At 67.7% G+C, this 19,067-nt stretch carries 11 protein-coding genes, 1 other RNA gene and 2 pseudogenes; 8 read left to right on the plus strand and 6 right to left on the minus strand.

Annotated elements, in window-relative coordinates; all coding sequences use genetic code 11:
• Positions 1-137: 137 nt before the first annotated feature.
• The gene (locus QC826_RS24225) at positions 138-905 is read right to left on the minus strand and encodes a PAS domain-containing protein (protein WP_409567901.1); all 768 of its coding nucleotides are present in this window, start codon (positions 903-905) and stop codon (positions 138-140) included.
• 380 nt (positions 906-1,285) lie between these two features.
• Between QC826_RS24225 and QC826_RS24230 the strand changes: the two genes are divergently transcribed.
• Positions 1,286-4,168, plus strand: a complete 2,883-nt coding sequence (locus QC826_RS24230; RefSeq protein ID WP_279762800.1) for an EAL domain-containing protein — start codon at positions 1,286-1,288, stop codon at positions 4,166-4,168.
• 33 nt (positions 4,169-4,201) lie between these two features.
• On the opposite strand, the pseudogene glpK reads toward QC826_RS24230, so the two are convergent.
• Positions 4,202-5,708: pseudogene (gene glpK, locus QC826_RS24235) on the minus strand (glycerol kinase GlpK).
• A 73-nt stretch (positions 5,709-5,781) separates the two neighbouring features.
• Positions 5,782-6,126: RNase P RNA component class A (rnpB, locus tag QC826_RS24240), an RNA gene on the minus strand.
• Between the two features lie 188 nt (positions 6,127-6,314).
• Here rnpB and QC826_RS24245 point away from each other — a divergent pair.
• Positions 6,315-8,018 carry a thiamine pyrophosphate-binding protein gene (locus tag QC826_RS24245; RefSeq protein WP_279762801.1) on the plus strand — a complete coding sequence of 568 codons (1,704 nt, stop codon included), beginning with the start codon at positions 6,315-6,317 and terminating at the stop codon, positions 8,016-8,018.
• 110 nt (positions 8,019-8,128) lie between these two features.
• On the opposite strand, the gene QC826_RS24250 is transcribed toward QC826_RS24245, so the two are convergent.
• The 3 genes from QC826_RS24250 to QC826_RS24260 form a co-directional block, all read right to left on the minus strand.
• Complete coding sequence (locus QC826_RS24250; RefSeq protein WP_279762802.1) at positions 8,129-8,710, minus strand: hypothetical protein; 582 nt, start codon at positions 8,708-8,710, stop codon at positions 8,129-8,131.
• Between the two features lie 143 nt (positions 8,711-8,853).
• Positions 8,854-9,888 (minus strand): porin, encoded by a 1,035-nt coding sequence (locus QC826_RS24255; RefSeq protein ID WP_279762804.1) that lies wholly within the window; start codon positions 9,886-9,888, stop codon positions 8,854-8,856.
• Positions 9,889-10,496: 608 nt separating this feature from the next.
• A complete protein-coding gene (locus QC826_RS24260) occupies positions 10,497-12,356 on the minus strand; it encodes a methyl-accepting chemotaxis protein (protein WP_279762805.1) in 1,860 nt (619 codons plus the stop codon).
• A 516-nt stretch (positions 12,357-12,872) separates the two neighbouring features.
• Here QC826_RS24260 and QC826_RS24265 point away from each other — a divergent pair.
• The 6 genes and pseudogenes from QC826_RS24265 (at position 12,873) to ftsX (ending at position 18,670) form a co-directional block, all read left to right on the plus strand.
• On the plus strand, positions 12,873-13,868 hold the full coding sequence (locus QC826_RS24265) for a TauD/TfdA family dioxygenase (RefSeq protein WP_279762806.1): 996 nt from the start codon (positions 12,873-12,875) through the stop codon (positions 13,866-13,868).
• 2 nt (positions 13,869-13,870) lie between these two features.
• Positions 13,871-14,785, plus strand: a complete 915-nt coding sequence (locus tag QC826_RS24270; protein ID WP_279762807.1) for an AEC family transporter — start codon at positions 13,871-13,873, stop codon at positions 14,783-14,785.
• A 159-nt stretch (positions 14,786-14,944) separates the two neighbouring features.
• Positions 14,945-15,898: a MerR family transcriptional regulator gene (locus QC826_RS24275; protein WP_279762808.1), complete on the plus strand. Its 954-nt coding sequence runs from the start codon at positions 14,945-14,947 to the stop codon at positions 15,896-15,898.
• A gap of 135 nt (positions 15,899-16,033) precedes the next feature.
• Positions 16,034-17,083 (plus strand): annotated as a pseudogene (ftsY, locus tag QC826_RS24280) (signal recognition particle-docking protein FtsY).
• 7 nt (positions 17,084-17,090) lie between these two features.
• Positions 17,091-17,753 carry a cell division ATP-binding protein FtsE gene (locus tag QC826_RS24285; RefSeq protein ID WP_093388222.1) on the plus strand — a complete coding sequence of 221 codons (663 nt, stop codon included), beginning with the start codon at positions 17,091-17,093 and terminating at the stop codon, positions 17,751-17,753.
• Positions 17,750-18,670 (plus strand): permease-like cell division protein FtsX, encoded by a 921-nt coding sequence (ftsX, locus tag QC826_RS24290; protein ID WP_279762809.1) that lies wholly within the window; start codon positions 17,750-17,752, stop codon positions 18,668-18,670. The genes QC826_RS24285 and ftsX overlap by 4 nt, the downstream gene beginning before the upstream one ends.
• Positions 18,671-19,067: the final 397 nt, after the last annotated feature.

The raw sequence follows: 19,067 nt of genomic DNA on the forward strand, positions 1-19,067 counted from the left end.
CGGCACAGTCGGCGGGGTGGAAATGCGACAGCCGGCAAGCCGGGCCGTCGGGTGGCCCGAGCACGCCATGCGGGTGCGGGTGCGGGTGCGGGTGCGGGTGCGGGTGCGGGTGCGGGTGCGGGTGCGGGTGCGGCGGCTCAGCCGCGTTCGCCGTGGTGGCGCAGGCGGTACTGCACCGGCGTCATGCCGGTGAGCGCCTTGAACTGGCGGCTGAAGGCGCTGTGGTCGGTGTAGCCGCAGACGGCGGCGATGTCGGCGATGCCGCGCGCCGGGTCGGCCTCGATCAGCGCCAGCGCGCCGTCCAGGCGCGACTGCAACAGCAGTTGGCGCGGGCTGTAGTGGAACACGCGCTGGAACAGCCGCTCGACGCGCGCCAGCGGCAGGCCGGCCTCCTGCGCCAGCTGGTTCAGGCACAGCGGGCGGTGGTAGTTGTCGCGGATCTGCTGGGCGATGCTGGCGATTTTGCCGTAGACCGGGTGGCGCTCGTCGGCCAGGCCGAGGTCGTGCGAGGTGCCGACCAGGCCGACGATGGCGCCGTGCTCGTCGCGCAGCGGGGTCTTGTGGGTCAGGCACCAGCCGTTGCGCCGGTTCGGGTAGAGGTGCAGTTCGAGGTGCTTCATGATGGTGCTGCCGGCCTCGATCACCTGGCGGTCCTGCGCCAGATAGGCTTGCGCCAATTGGCGCGGATGCACCTCGAGCACGGTGCGGCCGAGCAGCTCCTGTTTGCTGCGCAGGCCGCAACGGCGCACCAGCGTGTGGTTGACGGTGAGGTAGCGCCCGCCCCTATCCTTGACGAAGAAGGCGACGTCGCTGAGGGCGTCGAACAGGGTCTCGATGGCGGCCAGCTCGACCTGGTGGAACTGCGCCAACAAGGGCGAAACGGCGCCGCGATGCGGCAATGCCAATGCGGTTTGCGGTGCAACGTCCACTTCGCCCTCCTTCACGGTTGGCAAGGACGCGCGCCACCGTCGCGTGGATCGCACCTTGCCACATGCATAAGATGGCAGATATTACCTCACTTTGCAGGCCGCACGGCAATTGTTAAATTTTTTACATTTGCCGCCGGAGATAGACGGCCCTGGTGTCAACCGACGACGAGACGAACACCAGGCCAGCGCGACCGGGCCCCAACTTTGAAGAACTTTCCGCCTCAAAAACGGGTCTTATTGTAGACCCGAGGTTTCCACGCACGGGCGTTGCGGACACTGTTGTCGGCAACGTTCCTTTCGCTTTTAGACCGTCTTCCACCTCCGTGCTGTCGGAGGCCTCATTCGGTGGATGAAACATGCAGGCGCAGATGATCCGGCGGGGTGAGCAGATCCTCGTCCTCACCCTGATCTATTACACCGCCGCCCGCTTCGGCCTGCTGCTGGCCCTGGCGCCCGGATATGCCGCACCCATCTGGCCTGCGGCGGGCATTGCGCTGGTTGCCGTGCTCATCTTCGGCAAAGGGGTGGCGCCCGGCATCTGGCTGGGCTCGTTTCTGGCCAATGTCGCCGTCTCATTCGATGCCAGCAGCACCGCCATGCTGGCGACATCGCTGCTCTTGCCAGCCGGCCTGGGCGCCGGCGCCACCCTCCAGGCCGTCGCCGGCGCGATCCTGATTCGCCGCTTCGTGGGCTTCCCGACGCCGCTGGCGCGGGCCCGGGATGTGATCAATTTTCTCGGCCTGGGCGGACCGGCCAGCTGCGTGATCAGTGCCAGCTCGGGCGTGACCATGCTGCTGCTTGCCGGCGTGTTGCCGGCACATAGTTACGCCTTCAACTGGTGGATCTGGTGGATCGGCGACACCATTGGCGTGCTGGTCGCCACGCCGCTGGGGCTGGCGTGGCTCGGCCAGCCGCGCGCTGTCTGGCGGCGCCGGCGCAAAACGGTGGCGCTGCCTATCTGCCTGGCGTTGGCGGTGATCCTCGGCGTTTTTACCGGTGGCAAGGAACCGTTTTTTTCCGCCCCGCATACTTTGCTTGCCTGGTCCGTGCTGGCCGGCGGCATGGCGTTCACGGGCCTGCTCGGCGCCTTCCTGCTCGTGACCAGCGGCCATGCCACCTTGTTCGAGCAATTTGTGGCCCAACGCACGGCGGACCTGGAGCGCACGCACCAGGCCGAGCAGGCCGCGCTCCAGTTGGCCGCCATCGTCACCTCTTCCGACGACGCCATCATCAGCAAGACGCTCGACGGCACCATCGCCAGCTGGAACGCCGGCGCCGAGCGCATGTACGGCTACAGTGCCGGCGAGATGCTCGGCCGGCCTATTTCGATCCTGGCCCCGCCCGAGTTGGCCGACGCGACCCCCGCCATTCTGCAGCGCCTGCAACGCGGCGAGCGGGTCGAACACCTGGAAGCGGTGCAGCTGCGCAAGGATGGTCGGCGCATCGACGTGTCGCTCACCGTCTCCCCGATCCGCGATGCGGCGGGCGTGATGACCGGCGCTTCGGCGATCGCGCGCGACATCAGCGAGCGCAAGCGCGCCGAGCAAGCCTTGCGTGAACGGGAGGCGCGCATCCGGCGCCTGGTGGACGCCAATATCATCGGCATCTACATCGGCGATGCGAGCGGCCGCATCAGCGAAGCGAACGACGCCTTCCTGAAAATCTCCGGCTACTCAAGGGCTGAGGTGTTGGCGCAAGGATTCCGCTGGACCGACATGACGCCGCGACAATACGCGGCGACGGACAGGCATGCCCTCGCGGAGCTCAGGAAGACCGGGCGTTGCACGCCCTACGAGAAGGAATACATCCGCAAGGACGGCAGCCGCATTCCGGTGCTGCTGGCCAGCGCCTTGTTCGAAGGATCGTCCGACGAGGGGGTCTGCTTCGTGCTCGACCTGACCGAGCGCAAGCAGGCCGAAGAGCGCATCCGCCACATGGCCGACCATGACGCCTTGACCGGACTGCCCAACCGCGCCCTGCTGCAGGACCGCATGCGTCAGGCGATCGCCTTCGCACATCGCTACCGGCGCCAGGTGGCGGTTTTGTTCATCGACCTCGATTATTTCAAGAACATCAACGACTCGCTCGGCCACCACATCGGCGATCAAGTGTTGAAAATGGCGGCGGTGCGCTTGCAGCAATGCCTGCGCGAAGGCGACAGCGTGGCCCGGCTGGGCGGCGACGAATTCGTCCTCATCCTGCCATTGCCGGGCGACAGCAGCGATGCCGCCTGGGTGGCGCGCAAGGCGCTCGCCACCCTGGCGCAGCCTTTCAGCGTCGAAGTCCACGAGTTGCATCTGAGCGGCAGCATCGGCATCAGCGTCTTTCCCGACGACGGCCTGGATGTCGACTCCCTGATGCGCACCGCCGACACCGCGATGTACCACGCCAAGGAAATGGGGCGCGGCAATTTCCAGTTCTTCACGGCCGCGCTCAACCTGGTGGCGCAGCGCCGTCTCGACGTCGGCAAGCGCTTGCGCCAGGCCTTGGCGCAGGATGAATTCATCCTGCATTACCAGCCGCAGGTGTGCATGGATAGCGGCATCACGTTTTCCGCCGAGGCGCTGCTGCGCTGGCAGCCGCCGGGAAAACCGCCGATTTCCTGCGGCGACTTCATCGCCAACGCGGAAGAGTCCGGCCTGATCGTGCCGATCGGCGAATGGGCCTTGCGCCAGGCTTGCCGGCAATTGAAAATCTGGCACGACGCGGGCCACCCGGAGTTGAAAATGGCCGTCAACCTGTCTCCCCGGCAACTCGAACAAGCCGACTTCTGCGCCCTGGTCGGGCAAATCCTCGACGAGACGGGGATACACGCCAACGCCCTCGAACTGGAGATTACCGAAAGCATCCTTTTGCGGCGCAGCGAATACAATCTTGCCACGCTGACCCGGCTGAGCGAGATGGGCATCCAGCTGTCGGTGGACGACTTCGGCACCGGCTATTCCAGCCTGGCCTACCTGCAGCGCTTTCCGGTGCATGCGCTCAAGATCGACCAGTCGTTCGTGCGCGACATCGGCAAGGACCCGAACGACACGGCGCTGGTCACGGCCATCATCGCCATGGCCGCCAGCCTGCAACTGGGGGTGATCGCCGAAGGCGTGGAAACGCTGCAACAGGTCCAGTTCCTGATGGCGCACGGCTGCCACGACGCCCAGGGCTTTTACTACAGCAAGGCGGTGCCGGCGGAGGCCTTCATGGACTTGTACGGCGCCATTCGAAGCTATTTCCCGGCGCACTAGCCGAACGCCGCCGTCCAGCGCCGCCGCCCCGGCTCAAGCCGGCCGCGCCCAGTCGCGCGAGCGCGCCACGGCGCGCGCCCATTGCGCCATCAACTCGGCGCGGCGCCCGGCCGCCATGTGCGGCTCGAAGCGGCGCTCGCACTGCCACTGCGCGGCGATCTCCTCGACCGAGTCCCAGAAGCCGACCGCCAGGCCGGCCAGGTAGGCGGCGCCCAGCGCCGTCGTCTCGGTGACCTTGGGGCGCAGCACCGGCACGCCGAGCACGTCGGCCTGGAACTGCAGCAGCAGGTCGTTGCCGGCGGCGCCGCCGTCGGCGCGCACCTCGCTCAACTCGACGGCGTGCAGCGGCGTGTTGGCGTCCTTCTGCATGGCGATCATCAACTCGGCGCTCTGGAAGGCGATCGCCTCGAGCGCGGCGCGGGCGATGTGGGCGCGGTTGCTGCCCCGGCTCAGGCCGACCAGGGTGCCGCGCGCGTGCGGGTCCCAGTGCGGCGCGCCCAGGCCGGCGAAGGCCGGCACCAGGAACACGCCGCCGTTGTCGGGCACGCTGGCGGCCAGCGCCTCGACCTCGCTCGACTGCTTGATCAGGCCGAGGCCGTCGCGCAGCCACTGCACGGTGGCGCCGCCCATGAAGACGCTGCCCTCGAGCAGGTAGTCGGTCTTGCCGTCGAGGCGCCAGCCGACCGTGCTGAGCAGGCGGTTGTGCGACACCGGCGCGTGCTGGCCGGCGTGCATCAGCATGAAGCAGCCGGTGCCGTAGGTGTTCTTCACCATGCCGGGCCGGTGGCAGGCCTGGCCGAAGGCGGCGGCCTGCTGGTCGCCGGCGATGCCGGCCACCGCGATGGCGCCGCCGAACAGCGCCTCGCGCGTGCGGCCCACCTCCTCGCTCGACGAGACCACCTGCGGCAGCATGGCCTCGGGGATGTCGAACAGCTCGAGCAGGTCGCTGGTCCCAGCGCATCAGGTGGATGTTGAACAGCATGGTGCGGGCGGCGTTGCTGACGTCGGTGACGTGGCTGCCGCACAGCTTGAAGACCAGCCAGCTGTCGACGGTGCCGAAGGCCAGCGCGCCGTGGCGGGCCCGCTCGCGCGCGCCGGGCACGTGCTCGAGCAGCCAGGCCAGCTTGGAGGCGGAGAAGTAGGCGTCCAGTTCCAGCCCGGTGCAGTCGGCGATCAGCCTGGCCTTGCCGGCGCCGCGCAGCCGCTCGCACAGCTCGGCGCCGCGGCGGTCCTGCCAGACGATGGCCGGGGCGATCGGCTCGCCGGTCTTGCGGTCCCACACCACGGTGGTCTCGCGCTGGTTGGCGATGCCGATGGCCAGCACCTGCTGGCTGTCGACATGGTTGTCGTGCAGCACCTTGCGGGCCACGCTGAGCTGGCTGTTCCAGATCTCGTTGGGGTCGTGTTCGACCCAGCCGGGCCGCGGATAGTGTTGGGGGAATTCCTGCGCCGCGCTGCCGCAGATCTGGCCGGCATGGTCGAACAGAATGGCGCGCGAGCTGGTGGTGCCCTGGTCGAGGGCGAGAATGTACTTTTTCATCGGCGTATCCCCAGGCGAGGCCACACGAGGATGTGCTGCGCTCCCGGCGGCGGCCGCGAAAAATCAAGAAATTAGTTGAAGCAAGCCGATAGGCCGGATTTTGTTACGGCGCGGGCAAGCCCGCGCTATGACAGCCATTCCTCTAGGCGCCGAATTACTCCGGCGCTCAAGCTTCCTACCCGCACGCTCCGCGAGCAGCATCATCGCGTGCCTATTTGGAATTGCACCAGGTGGAGGTTACCGCGTTTCACCGTAACTTAATACGCTCGTCTCTGTGGCCCTATTCCTCGCCTTATACCTTGGGCTTGCGCTTGCGGCTTTCAGCGGACGGCCGTTAACCGTCACCCCGCTCTATGGAGTCCGGACCTTCCTCCCGCCGACGCATTACGCGCCGGCCAGCGGCTGTCTGGCTTGCTTCGAGGCGTATTGTACCGCACCGCGGCCGTGGCCGACGCAAAAACCGCGCCGGCCGCATGGAAGGCGGCGCCGGCGCCGTCAAATCTGTAATTTGGTGTCGCCATTTGAAAAGCCGGCGCCAGCGCCGCCACATAGAATGGCGCATGCTGGCGACGATCCCGCGCGCCTCCGATCCCTGAAGGTTAGACCATGACGCAACCATCCCGCACCGGCGGCCAGATCCTGGTCGACGCACTGAAAATCCACGGCGTCGACACCGCTTTCGGCGTCCCCGGCGAAAGCTACCTGGACGTGCTCGACGCCCTGCACGACTCAAGCATCCGCTTCATCATCAACCGGCAGGAGGGCGGCGCCGCCTTCATGGCCGAGGCCTACGGCAAAATGACCGGCAAGCCGGGCATCTGCTTCGTCACCCGCGGCCCGGGCGCCACCAACGCCTCGATCGGCGTGCACACCGCGCACCAGGACTCGACGCCGATGATCCTGTTCATCGGCCAGGTCGGCAACGACTTCGTCGACCGCGAGGCCTTCCAGGAGATCGACTACCGCCGCATGTTCGGCCAGATGGCCAAGTGGGTGGCGCAGATCGACCGCGCCGAGCGCATTCCCGAATACCTGGCGCGCGCCTTCCAGATCGCCAGCAGCGGCCGGCCCGGTCCGGTGGTGCTGGCGCTGCCGGAGGACATGCTGACCTCGCTGGCCGAGGTGGCCGACACCGGCCGCTACACGCCGGTGCAGGCCTCGCCGGCCGCCGCCCAGATCGACCAGCTGCGCGCCATGCTGGCCGGCGCCAAGCGGCCGCTGCTGCTGCTCGGCGGCGGCGGCTGGAACGCCCGGGCCTGCGCCGACCTGCAGGCCTTCGCCGAGGCCAACGCGCTGCCGGTGGCCTGCGCCTTCCGCTTCCAGGACCTGCTCGACAACGCCCACCCCAACTACGTCGGCGACGTCGGCATCGGCATCAACCCCAAGCTGGCGGCGCGCGTGCGCGAGGCCGACGTGGTGCTGGCCATCGGCCCGCGCCTGGGCGAGATGACCACCGGCGGCTACGCCCTGATCAGCGCGCCGCTGCCCAAGCAGCGCCTGGTCCACGTCCACGCCGACGCCGAGGAGCTGGGCAGCGTCTACCAGGCCGAGCTGATGATCAACAGCGGCATGGCGCAGGTCGCGGCGATGCTGGCGGCGATGGCGCCGGTCGACTCGTCGGCCTGGCGCGGCAGCGTGGCCGAGGCCAAGGCCGAGCTGCTGGCCTACCAGCAGTGTCCGCCGATCTTCCAGGACGGCAAGGCGCCGCTCGACCTGTGGCAGGTGGTGCAGCAGATCCGCGCTAGCGTGCCGGCCGACACCATCGTCACCAACGGCGCCGGCAACTACGCCACCTGGGCGCACCGCTTCTACCGCTACGGCGGCATGCGCACCCAGCTGGCGCCGACCAGCGGCGCCATGGGCTACGGCGTGCCGGCCGGGGTGGCCGCCAAGATCATCGCGCCCGGGCGCACCGTGATCACCTTCGCCGGCGACGGCGAGTACATGATGAACGGCCAGGAGCTGGCCACGGCGGTGCAATACCGGGCGGGCGTGGTCATCATCGTCTTCAACAACGGCATGTTCGGCACCATCCGCATGCACCAGGAGCTGCACTACCCGGGCCGCGTCTCCGGCACCGAGCTGCACAACCCGGACTTCGCCGCGCTGGCCGTGGCCTACGGCGCGCACGGCGAGGTGGTCAACACCACCGCCGAGTTCGGCCCGGCGCTCGAACGCGCGCTGGCGCACGCCAACGGCAAGCAGCTGCCGGCGCTGATCGAGCTGCGCTACGACGGCAACCTGATCACGCCGGGCGCGACGCTGGAGACCATCCGCGGCAACGCCGAGAAGGCGCGCGCGGCCAAGTAGGGCGGCCGCCGGCCGGGGCGCGGCGGCGCCCTCCCCCTCCGCACAAACAACAAGCGGCGCCGATGGCGCCGCTTGCTCGTTTACGTCCCCGCTCGGCGTCGCGCCGGCGCTCAGCCCTGCGGCGTCGGCAGCGAGCCGGCGTCGAGCGGATGGGCCGGCGCCGGCGCGGCGGCCGGCTCGCCCGGCTCCTCCCTGTCGGCCTTGCCCGCCTTGCCGGGCGGGCAGCGGTGGCAGGCGCCGGCCTTGCGGCCGAAGTCCGCCACCCGCGCCAGGCGCATCGGCACCGACTGGTCGGCACAATAGCCGCCGTCGAGCACCAAGGCGCGGCCGTCGGCGCTGAGGCGGCCGTTGACGGTGCGCTCGTCGCCCTCGGGCAGCTGGACGGTGAAGTAGAACTGGCGGCCGCGCGGGTCGACGGTGACCTCGCCGGCCACCAGCGGCCAGCTCAGGCCGCCGGCGGTGTACTCGTAGACCACCGTGTCGACCTCGGCGTAGCGCTGCAGGGTGATGCGCTGGCCGCCGAACTCGCCGCTGTCGGCGCTGACGCACAGGTCGGAGAACACCACCACGCCGTGGCGCGGCAAGGCGGCGGCCGGCCGCCGGGCCGCCTTCGGCGCGGCGATCGCGGCACAGGAGGCGAGCAGGATCAGGAAGGCCAGCGCGGCGCGGCCGGTGGGGCGGGATGCGGTCATCGGGAGGTGTCCATGGGCGAAAAGTCAGCCATTCTAGCGTGTTGCCAAAAGAAAATGGGGCCGACGACGCGGCCCCACCTGTAAACAGAAGAGGGCCGCGCGAACGCGGCCCTCTTGCCATCTAAATCCGAACTAGGCGGAAATTAGAAGGAGTGTTTTACGCCGACGTTGAAAGCTTTGTCGCCCGAACCGGACTCGCTGTTGTTGCCAACAGTGTAGGTCGCGCCGTTCTTGTTCTTGATCTTAGCGTAAGCAACGTAGGTGCTGGTGCGCTTCGACAGAGCGTGCGAGTAGCCGACCGCCCACTGGTCAGCATCTTGGTTCGAAACCAGTTTGTCGTTTTTGCGGATGAACGAAGCCATCAGGGTGCCAGCGGCGCCGATTGGCGCGGTTGCGCCAACCAGGATTTCGTTCGAATCGACTTGTTTCGGCGAACCGAACTGGCCCTTGTCGCGGCCGTAGGCGAAGAATGCCTTGGCGACTTTGAAATCGTAGTTCACGGCCAGCAGGGTGTTGTGGCCCATGCCGGTGTTGACGGCTGGCACGGTGGTGTCGTTGTTGCGGCTGTTGTAAGCGGCGCGGGCGGTCAGAGGACCGTTAGCGTAGCCAACCGACAGACCCATTTGACGCGATGCCGAGTTGTCGCCCGACTGTTCGCCCAGAGCGTAGGAAGCTTCGCCGCTGAAACCGTTCAGCGACGGGGTTGCGTACACAACAGCGTTGCTGGTGCGGGTGTTGTTGCCAGCGACTGGGAACAGGTTTTTAGCCGAACCAGCCAGGCCAGCTGCGAACGGGTCAGCAACTTGCGACAGGGTGTTGTAGTAAGGGGTGTACTGACGACCCAGGGTCAGCGAACCGGCGGTTGCCGATTTCAGACCAACGTAGGATTGACGGTTGGCGATCGAACCAGCAACGTCGGATTCGCCGGTGTCGGCTTTGATGCCCGATTCCAGAACGAACACTGCATTCAGACCGCCGCCCAGATCTTCGGTGCCCTTGAAACCCAGACGCGAAGCCGAACCTACACCGCTCGTCACTTTGGTGACGGAGCCGGCTTTGCCGCCGCGCTCGGAAACGATACCGGCATCGACGATGCCGTAGATCGTTACGTTCGATTGTGCGAAAGCAACATTGCTCATGGCGCCCAGGATGGCGATGGAGATGATAGATTTTTTCATTACGTGTTTCCTTCAGTTGTGTTGCTGGTAAAAAGGTAAAGCTAGTGTTACGGCTAAATTCGGTGCTTATCGACGCCGAGACGGAGGGCGCCGTTTATGCGTGAGGGCAACTCCCCAGCTGCCACTGTGCTGTCCTAAGTGCCGGACGCGTTCACTTTAAGTTGCGGCCGATTTAATCGATGCCGGCTTCATCGCGGTGCCTGAGGCACCGGAGTGCGGCACTATACTCACCGTTGGACATTCGATCAAGTCAAGCTGGGCCGTAAAGAACGCCGCGAGGCGCTTTCCGGCACGTTTTGACATTTCGCAAATGACAAAGAGTAATATTTTACCGCATCGCAATATTTCCTGCCGACGCCACCAACGAGCCCATCAACTAGCCTTCATAAATCCGCACAAGTGGTCCAATTCCGGCGGCCTTTTTGGGGTCGCTTTGGTGTGATTGCAAACAAACAGCACCGGTGCAGGACAGAGTGAAAATAGACATCTTGCTATCTTCGCCGCTATTTTATACCGAAGCGTATCGCGCTTTGCACGCGGAAGTTGCTATTGTGCTCATGCCACCCGCACATTGTTTGGCAGCTTACGCCGCAAAAAGCGGCAAAAACTTAACATTGTTCATAGGGCGACTGGTTTATTAGTGAAATATGATGGCCCCGTTCCGCTCGTGCTGCGTCGCAGCACAAAATTTGTAAGAATTTGCTACTTGTTGCGCACAAACCACAAATTACCCATTGACAAGCACGAACGCGCGGAATTAACGGCGTTTCCGTCCGCGCTTCTGTCCATTTGTGTTCCTTTTTGTCCGCCTCAGGCCCGTTTGCCGGCCGCCCGGCGCAGCACCAGGGCGCCGCCGGAGGCCCGGCCGGCGCGCCGGCCGGCAGGCTCAGGACCGCGCCGCCACGGCCGCCGCCGGCCAGCCGGAACACGCTGACCAGCTCGGCGAGCGCGCCGGCCTGCTCCTGCATGCTCTGCGAGGCCGCCGTGGCCTCCTCGACCAGCGCGGCGTTCTGCTGGGTGACGGCGTCCATCTCGGCGATGGCGCGGTTGACCTGCTCGATGCCGGCGCTCTGCTCCTGGCCGGCGGCGGTGATCTCGCCCATGATGTCGGTGACGCGGCGCACGCTGACCACCACCTGCTCCATCGTCGCGCCGGCCTGCTCGACCAGCCGGCTGCCGGCCTCGACCTGCTCGACCGAGTCGCCGATCAGGGTCTTGATCTCCTTGGCCGCCGCCGCCGAGCGGTGCGCCAGGCTGCGCACCTCGGTGGCGACGACGGCGAAGCCGCGGCCCTGCTCGCCGGCGCGGGCCGCCTCCACCGCCGCGTTGAGCGCCAGGATGTTCGTCTGGAAGGCGATGCCGTCGATGACGCCGATGATGTCGCCGATCTTGCGCGCCGAGGCGTTGATCGCGCCCATCGTGTCGACCACCTGCGACACCACCATGCCGCCCTGCTGGGCCACGGCCGAGGCGCTCAGCGCCATCTGGTTGGCCTGGCGGGCGCCGTCGGAGTTCTGTTTGACGGTCGAGGTCAGCTCCTCCATCGAGGCGGCGGTCTGCTCGAGCGAGCTGGCCTGCTGCTCGGTGCGGGCCGACAGGTCGAGGTTGCCCGAGGCGATCTGGTCGGAGCCGGTGGCGATGGTGTCGGTGGCGGCGCGCACCTGGCCGACGATGTCGGCCAGGCTGTCGCGCATGCTGCGCATGGCGAACAGCAGGCTGTCGCGGTCGCCGGGACGGGTGCGCACCTCGACGCCGAGATCGCCGGCGGCGATGCGGCCGGCGATCTCCACCGCGTAGTCCGGCTCGCCGCCGAGGCGGCGCACCAGCCAGCGGGTGATCAGGCCGGCGCCCAGCGCGCCGAGCGCGGCGCTGCCGGCCAGCAGGCCGACGATCCAGCGGCGCGCCGAGGCGTACAGGCTGGCGCCCTCGGCGGCGGCGGCGCTGCCGCCGTCGCCGTACAGCTTGACCAGCTTGTCGATCTGGCCGCGCAGGGCGACGATCAATTTGTTCGACTCGCCGCGGATCAAGGCCTTGGCGGCGGCGTCGTCGCCGGCGCGCACGGCGGCGCGGATCTTGCCGTCCTCGGCCATGTAGCGCTGCCACTGCGCCAGGAAGCCGTCGTACAGCGCCTGCTCCTCGGGCGAGGCGATCAGCTTGACGTAGTCGGCCTGCATCTTGCCCAGGTCGACCAGGTCGGCGGCGATGACCTTGTCGTACTTGTCCATCTCGGCCGGGTCGCTCGAGATGATGTACTGGAACTCGCGGGTGCGCACCCGCGCCACCTGCGACTTCATGTCCTGCACCACGCGCATGCTGGGCATCCAACGCTGCGACAGCGCGGCGGCGCTGGCGTTGACCTGGGCCAGTTTGACGATGGCGAACACGCCGACGGCCAGGGTCAGCGCCAGCACGGCGGCGAAGGCCAGGCCGAGCTTGGTGGCGAGCTTGAGCTTAACGAGTGATTTCATGTTTTTTCCTTGAGTTGGGACGTCTGCGGACCGTGTTGTCACAGTCACCACAAGCGCTGTAATTTCCACATGGAAATATTTTACCGCATCGCAGCAACATGCGCCGCCCGCCGCCCGCGCGCACCGCCGCAGCCGCCGCGCGCCACCGCCGCGCCGCCGTCCGGCCCGCCGCCCCATAGCGCAATCGCGGCGCCATGCGGGCTGCGGGCGGGTGCCCGGCGGCCCCGCCACGCCGCCGCGAATTGCATGTTTTAGCAATCTATCCACAAAAACTACGTGGTTTCCGTAACGATTGAATAGTTATAAGCGCATATGGCAAAACAATGTATTCGACGCAGTTTTGCGCAAAAAACAAGTACGTATACGTACTTTATATAGTCAAAATATTCATTTATGAATATAAAATGGCAAGAATTATCGATGTTGCAATGCAACATGGCGGCTTGCCAACGGCGCCGCCGTGGCTCATATTCCGCAAGTCATTGCCATGTGGCAATTTTCCAACGGAGGCCGTCCATGCTTGCCATCACCGAACAATCCACCGCCGTCAGCGTCGCCCGCCGCAGCGCCGACTGGGGCCGCGACCTCGCCCACATCGTCGCCATCGTCGGCAGCCATTTCAGCGACTTCAACGGCAACGGCTTCTACCCGCACCCGGACGAGCAGGCGCTGCAGCGCGAGCTGCTCGGCGTGCCCGGCCTGGCCCGGCTGGCCGAGGCGATCGCCGCCCGCCCGGCGCGGGCGCTGGCCATCACCGGCCTGGGCCTGGGCCAACTCGACGAGCGCGAGCGCAACGCCGTGCTGTACGCCATCGCCCTCAGCGGCGGCTTCCCCACCTCGACCGACCAGCGCACCGGCCGCGTCGCCTGGGACGTGCGGGCCCGCCCGGCCGGCCAGGCGCAAGCCGAGTTCGTCACCTTCTCGGAGCGGGTCGGCGGCGCCGACATGCACACCGACTCCTCGTTCTACCCGATGCCCGAGGAGCAGTTCCTGCTGTACGTGGTGGCGGCGGCGCGCTGCCAGGGCGGCGAGTCGCTGCTGCTCGACGTCGACGACATCGAGCGCGAGCTGCGCCGCGGCGCCGCCGGCCGCGCCGCCTGCGCGCTGCTCGAAGAGACGCCGCTGCCGTTCCGCGTGCCCTCGGTCTATGCCGCGCGGGAGCAAGGTGTCGAGTATCATCTGGCCTCGGTGTTCGAACGGCCGGCGCAGCTGCGCGGCGGCCTGGCGATGCGCTGGCGCTACGACGCCCTGCTCAAGGGGCTGGCGGCGCGGCCCGACCTGGACGGGCCGGCGCTGCGCGCGGCGCTGGCGCTGGTCAACGAGGTGGTCGAGACGCGCGCGCCGCGCTTTTGCCGCCGCCTGCCCGACGACACCCTGTTGTGGACCGACAACCACCGCGCCCTGCACGGCCGCGCCAGGTACAGCGACCCCGCGCGCCACCTGATCCGCATCCGTATTTCCAACACGCCCAACGCGCGCCGCATCGGCCCGTCGGGCATTTCGGCTGACTGAGCATGCTCGCCTCCATCGTTCCCGTCTTCCTCGTCATCCTGCTGGGCGTGGCGATCCGCCACTTCCGCTGGCTGCCCGAGGACTTCTTCCCCTCGGTCGAGAAGTTCTCCTACAACATCGCCTTCCCGGCGCTGTTGTTCGGCGGCGCGGCCAAGCTCAGCTTCCGCTCCGGCCAGGTCGGCGAGCTGGCGCTGGCGACGCTGCTGCCGACCGCCGTGGTGGTGGCGCTGACCCTGCTGGCCCTGCTGGCGGCGCGCGCCCTGCCCGACGCGGCGCGCTCGTCCGTGGTGCAGGGCGCGATGCGGCCCAACACCTACTTCGGCATCGCCGTCTCGACCCTGTTCTTCGAGCCGGAGGCGGCCGCGCTGGTGATGCTGGCGCTGGCGCTGTGCCTGCCGGTGGTCAACATCGTCTCCATCGTCGCGCTGTCGTGGTGGAGCGGCAGCAAGACCGACTACGCCAAGGTCGGCCGCACGCTGGCCGGCAACCCGATCATCCTGTCGACGCTGGGCGGCGTGCTGTTCAGCCTGGCCGGGCTGGCGCTGCCGGCGCCGCTGGCCAACACGCTCGACATCCTCGGCCGCGCCGCCCTGTGCCTGGGCCTGTTGTGCGTCGGCGGCGGCCTGGTGTTCTCGCTGCAGGGCCTGCGCCCGCAGGTGCTGGGCTGGACCGCCGCGCTCAAGCTGCTGGCGCTGCCGCTGGTGGCGGCCAAGGTCTGCCTGCTGTTCGCCGTCTCCACCCCGGTGGCGCTGGCGGCCTGCTTCTACTGCGCGCTGCCGACCGCGCCCAACGCCTACATCATGGCGCGCCAGCTGGGCGGCGACGCCCGCCTGATGGCCTCGATGATCACGCTGCAGACGCTGCTGGCCGCCTTCACCGTGCCGTTCAGCCGCGGCTTCCTGGCCTGGCTGGCCTGAGCCGGCGCGGCCGGCGCCGGCTACCTTGAGCCGCGCCGTGGCAAACAAATGTAGAATGCAGTTCGCGTCGGGGAAATCCCGGTTTTCCCGACCTCCCATGCACCCAAACAATGTGCGAAGTCGCGCGTCTGCCGTCCAGGCCGCAGCCGCCCCAGCCCCATGAAAACCAATCTCCTCAGCATGCCGGTAGCCAGCACCATCAGCGATGTCGAGCGCGACACCGGCGTGGCCAAGGAGACCCTGCGCGTCTGGGAGCGCCGCTACGACTTCCCGCAGCCGCTGCGCGACCCCAACGGCGAGCGGATCTATCCCTTCGAGCAGGTGCACAAGCTGCGCCTGGTCAAGCGCCTGATCGACCTGGGCTTCCGTCCCGGCAAGGTGATCCAGTTCAGCGCCGCCGAGCTGCAGACCATGGCCGAGCGCGCCGCCAGCGGCAAGCCCGGCCAAGCCGCCCCCCACCCCGAGCTGCAGGCCTGCCTGGCGTTGTGCAAAAGCCAGCAGATCGAGGCGCTGCGCCGCAAGCTGTCGCAGGCGCTGCTGGTGATGGGGCTGACCAGCTTCGTCACCGACCTGGTGGCGCCGCTGACGGCGCTGATCGGCGAGGCCTGGGCCTGCGGCCAGCTGGCCGTGTTCGAGGAGCACCTGTATACCGAGTCGCTCAAGGTGGTGATGCGCGGCGCGATCTTCTCCCTGCCGCAGCCCAACGCCAACGCGCCCGGCGCGCCGCGCATCCTGCTCACCACCCTGCCGCAGGAGCGCCACGGCCTGGGCCTGCTGATGGCCGAGGCCATGTTCGTCGTCGAGGGCGCCTACTGCATCTCGCTGGGCGTGCAGACGCCGCTGCTCGACATCGTCGAGGCGGTGCGCGCCCAGCGCATCGACATCGTCGCGCTGTCGTTCTCGGCGGCAATGAATCCGCGCCAGGCGCTCGACGGCCTGGCCGAGCTGCACGCCCGCCTCGACGGCCGCGCCGAGCTGTGGGCCGGCGGCGCCTGCGCCGCGCTGCAACGGCGCCAGCCGCCCTTCGTGCGCGTGTTCGGCCTGGCCGACATCGCCGCCGCCGTGGCCGGCTGGCGCCTGCGCCGGCCGGGCCGCGACGGGCAGCCGGGCTGAGCGCGGGCGGGCGGCGCCCGGCGCCGGCCAACGTTGTCATTCCGGTAGCGCCGCCGCGCTCTGGTAAAATACCGCCATTTCCCCGTGTCCGGCGCTGCCGGACATCAGCTTGAAGCGCCCCCAAACCACACATCCATGTTCAGTTTCTTCAAGAAAAAAACCGCCACTCCGGACGCCGCGCCCGCCGCGCCCGCCACCCCAGCGGAGCAGCCCGCCCCGCGCGACGCCGCCGCCGCACCGACGCCCGAGGCCGCCGCCGCGCCGCTGGCCATCGAGGAGCCGGCCGCCAAGCAATCCTGGATCAGCCGCCTCAAGGCCGGCCTGTCGAAGACCTCGGCCAACCTGTCGGTGCTGTTCGTCGGCGCCAAGATCGACGACGCGCTGTACGAGGAGCTGGAGGCGGCGCTGCTGATGTCCGACGCCGGCATCGACGCCACCCAGTACCTGCTCGACGCGCTCAAGAAGCGGGTCAAGGAGGACAAGCTGCTCGACGCCGCCGCCGTCAAGGCGGCCCTGAAGACGCTGCTGATCGAGCTGCTGACGCCGCTGCAACGGCCGTTCGAGCTGGGCCGCCACCAGCCGATGGTGATGATGATCTCCGGCGTCAACGGCGCCGGCAAGACCACCACCATCGGCAAGCTGGCCAAGCACATGCAGGCCAACGGCCAGTCGGTGCTGCTGGCCGCCGGCGACACCTTCCGCGCCGCCGCCCGCGAGCAACTGATGGTCTGGGGCCAGCGCAACAACGTCACCGTCATCTCGCAGGAGTCGGGCGACCCGGCCGCCGTCTCCTTCGACGCGGTGCAGTCGGCCAAGGCGCGCGGCATCAACGTCGTGATGATCGACACGGCCGGCCGCCTGCCGACCCAGTTGCACCTGATGGAGGAGCTGAAGAAGGTCAAGCGGGTCATCGGCAGGTGCTCGAGGGCGCGCCGCACGAGACGCTGCTGGTGATCGACGGCAACACCGGACAGAACGCGCTGACCCAGGTCAAGGCCTTCGACGACGCGCTGCAGCTGACCGGCCTGGTCATCACCAAGCTCGACGGCACCGCCAAGGGCGGCGTGCTGGCCGCCATCGCCCGCGTCCGCCCGGTGCCGGTCTACTTCATCGGCATCGGCGAGAAGATCGAAGGACCTGCAACCGTTCAACGCGGTCGACTTCGTCGACGCCCTGCTCGGATAAGCGCCCGATGATCGAGTTCCAGAACGTCTCGAAAGCCTATTCCCCCGACGCGATGGCCCTGCGCGACGTCTCCCTGACGGTGGCCAAGGGCGAGCTGGTGTTCCTGGCCGGGCCGTCCGGCGCCGGCAAGTCGACCCTGCTGAAGATGATCGCGGCGATGGAGCGGCCCAGCGCCGGCAAGGTCATCGTCAACGGCCAGGACATCGGCCTGATCAAGCGCGCCGGCCTGCCCTTCCTGCGCCGCAACCTCGGCCTGATCTTCCAGCAGCAACGCCTGCTGACCGACCGCAGCATTTTGGCCAACGTCATGCTGCCGCTGCTGGTCACCGGCGCCCCGCGCGCCCAGGCCGAGCAGCGCGCCCGCGCCGCCCTCGACAAGGTCGGCCTGCTCGAGCGCGCCCAGGCGGCCCCGCTGGCCCTGTCCGGCGGCGAGCAGCAGCGCGTCGCCATCGCCCGCGCCATCGTCAACCGGCCGCAGATCATCCTGGCCGACGAGCCCACCGCCAACCTCGACCGCGCCAGCGCCAACCAGGTGCTCGACGCCCTCAAGGCCTTCCACTCGGTCGGCGTGACCTGCCTGATCTCCAGCCACGACGAGCAGATGCTCGACGCCGCCGCGCGGGTGATCCATTTGAACCACGGCCAGCTGGTCGTAGGAGCGACGGCATGAACAACTGGTTGCGCCAACACGGCTTCGCGCTGGCCTCGGCGCTGGTGCATGTGCGCCGCGCCCCCGGCAGCTTCCTCTTCAACATCGTCGTGGTCGCCATCGCGCTGGCCCTGCCCTTCGCCGGCGTGACCCTGCTCGACAATGTGCGGCCGATGTCCGAGCAGATGTCGGTCGATCCCGAGATCAGCCTGTTCATGCAACAGGACGCGCCGCGCGAGCAGGCCGAGGCGCTGGCCGTCTCGCTGCGCCAGATCGTCAAGGACCAACAGGCAAAAATCGTCTTCACGCCGCGCGAGAAGGCGCTCGACAGCCTGAAGACCAAGAGCGGCCTGTCCGACGTGCTGGCCACCCTGGGCGAGAACCCGCTGCCCGACAGCTACGTGCTGAAACTCGACGCCTTCCGCAACGCCCGGGCCGGCGGCGACGTCGAGGCGCTGGCCGAACAGATGCGCGCCCTGCCCGGCGTCGACACGGTGCAGGTCGACTCGGCCTGGGTCAAGCGCCTGGCCGCCCTGCTCGGCGTGCTGCGCCTGGCCCTGCTGCTGCTGGCCGCCACGCTGGGCATGGTGGTGGTGGCGGTGGTGTTCAACACCATCCGCCTGCAGGTGCTGACGCAGCGCGAGGAGATCTCCGTCTCCAAGCTGATCGGCGCCACCGACACCTTCATCCACCGCCCCTTCTATTACACCGGCGCCCTGCTCGGCCTGTGCGCCGGCGCCGTGGCGCTGGGCGCGGTGGCGCTGGCGCTGCGCCCGCTCAACACGGCCATCGCCGAGTTCGCCCGCCTGTACGCCTCCGAGTTCCAGCTGGCGCCGCTGGCGCCGCTGCCGATGGCCGGCCTGCTGGCCCTGTCGGCCGGCCTGGGCCTGGTCGGCGCCGTGCTGTCGGTGCAGCGCCACCTGGCGCGGCTGAACTGAGCCCGCCTTAGACCCAGAGGCGAAAATCTAGGGTCAGACCCTAGGGTCTGACCCTGGCTCTCTGCCTGTGGGTTTTAAGGCCACCGGCATCTCCAGTCAGTGGTCTGGTGCACAGACCGCGCGCCGCCGCAACCATAAAGTTAAGCGATCTTAAGGCGCTCCTAAGCTGCGAAGCACAAGCTATGCCTGTCTTGATCTAGCTCAAGGATTTGTGCGAACGAACGGCATATGCTCGGCAGACACGCTCCTTCGGTAAAGACCATAGACTATTCCGTCCTCATAGTATTTTTACTATCAAGCCGATTATTTGAGGCGATTGGCACTCGACACAGGAGAGTGCTAATATATGGAAAATTACGCCACAGGACATTCCTTTTAAGCAACGCATGCGGTGCCC

The sequence above is a fragment of the Rugamonas sp. DEMB1 genome (assembly GCF_029834475.1).
Classification (GTDB): domain Bacteria; phylum Pseudomonadota; class Gammaproteobacteria; order Burkholderiales; family Burkholderiaceae_D; genus Rugamonas; species Rugamonas rubra.

Excerpts from the sequence above, each read along its gene's own strand:
- QC826_RS24230 (WP_279762800.1), top strand. The coding sequence starts at position 1,286 with ATGCAGGCGCAGATGATCCGGCGGGGTGAGCAGATCCTCGTCCTCACC.
- QC826_RS24245 (WP_279762801.1), top strand. The coding sequence starts at position 6,315 with ATGACGCAACCATCCCGCACCGGCGGCCAGATCCTGGTCGACGCACTG.
- QC826_RS24250 (WP_279762802.1), bottom strand. The coding sequence starts at position 8,710 with ATGACCGCATCCCGCCCCACCGGCCGCGCCGCGCTGGCCTTCCTGATC.
- QC826_RS24255 (WP_279762804.1), bottom strand. The coding sequence starts at position 9,888 with ATGAAAAAATCTATCATCTCCATCGCCATCCTGGGCGCCATGAGCAAT.
- QC826_RS24260 (WP_279762805.1), bottom strand. The coding sequence starts at position 12,356 with ATGAAATCACTCGTTAAGCTCAAGCTCGCCACCAAGCTCGGCCTGGCC.
- QC826_RS24265 (WP_279762806.1), top strand. The coding sequence starts at position 12,873 with ATGCTTGCCATCACCGAACAATCCACCGCCGTCAGCGTCGCCCGCCGC.
- QC826_RS24270 (WP_279762807.1), top strand. The coding sequence starts at position 13,871 with ATGCTCGCCTCCATCGTTCCCGTCTTCCTCGTCATCCTGCTGGGCGTG.
- QC826_RS24275 (WP_279762808.1), top strand. The coding sequence starts at position 14,945 with ATGAAAACCAATCTCCTCAGCATGCCGGTAGCCAGCACCATCAGCGAT.
- QC826_RS24285 (WP_093388222.1), top strand. The coding sequence starts at position 17,091 with ATGATCGAGTTCCAGAACGTCTCGAAAGCCTATTCCCCCGACGCGATG.
- ftsX (WP_279762809.1), top strand. The coding sequence starts at position 17,750 with ATGAACAACTGGTTGCGCCAACACGGCTTCGCGCTGGCCTCGGCGCTG.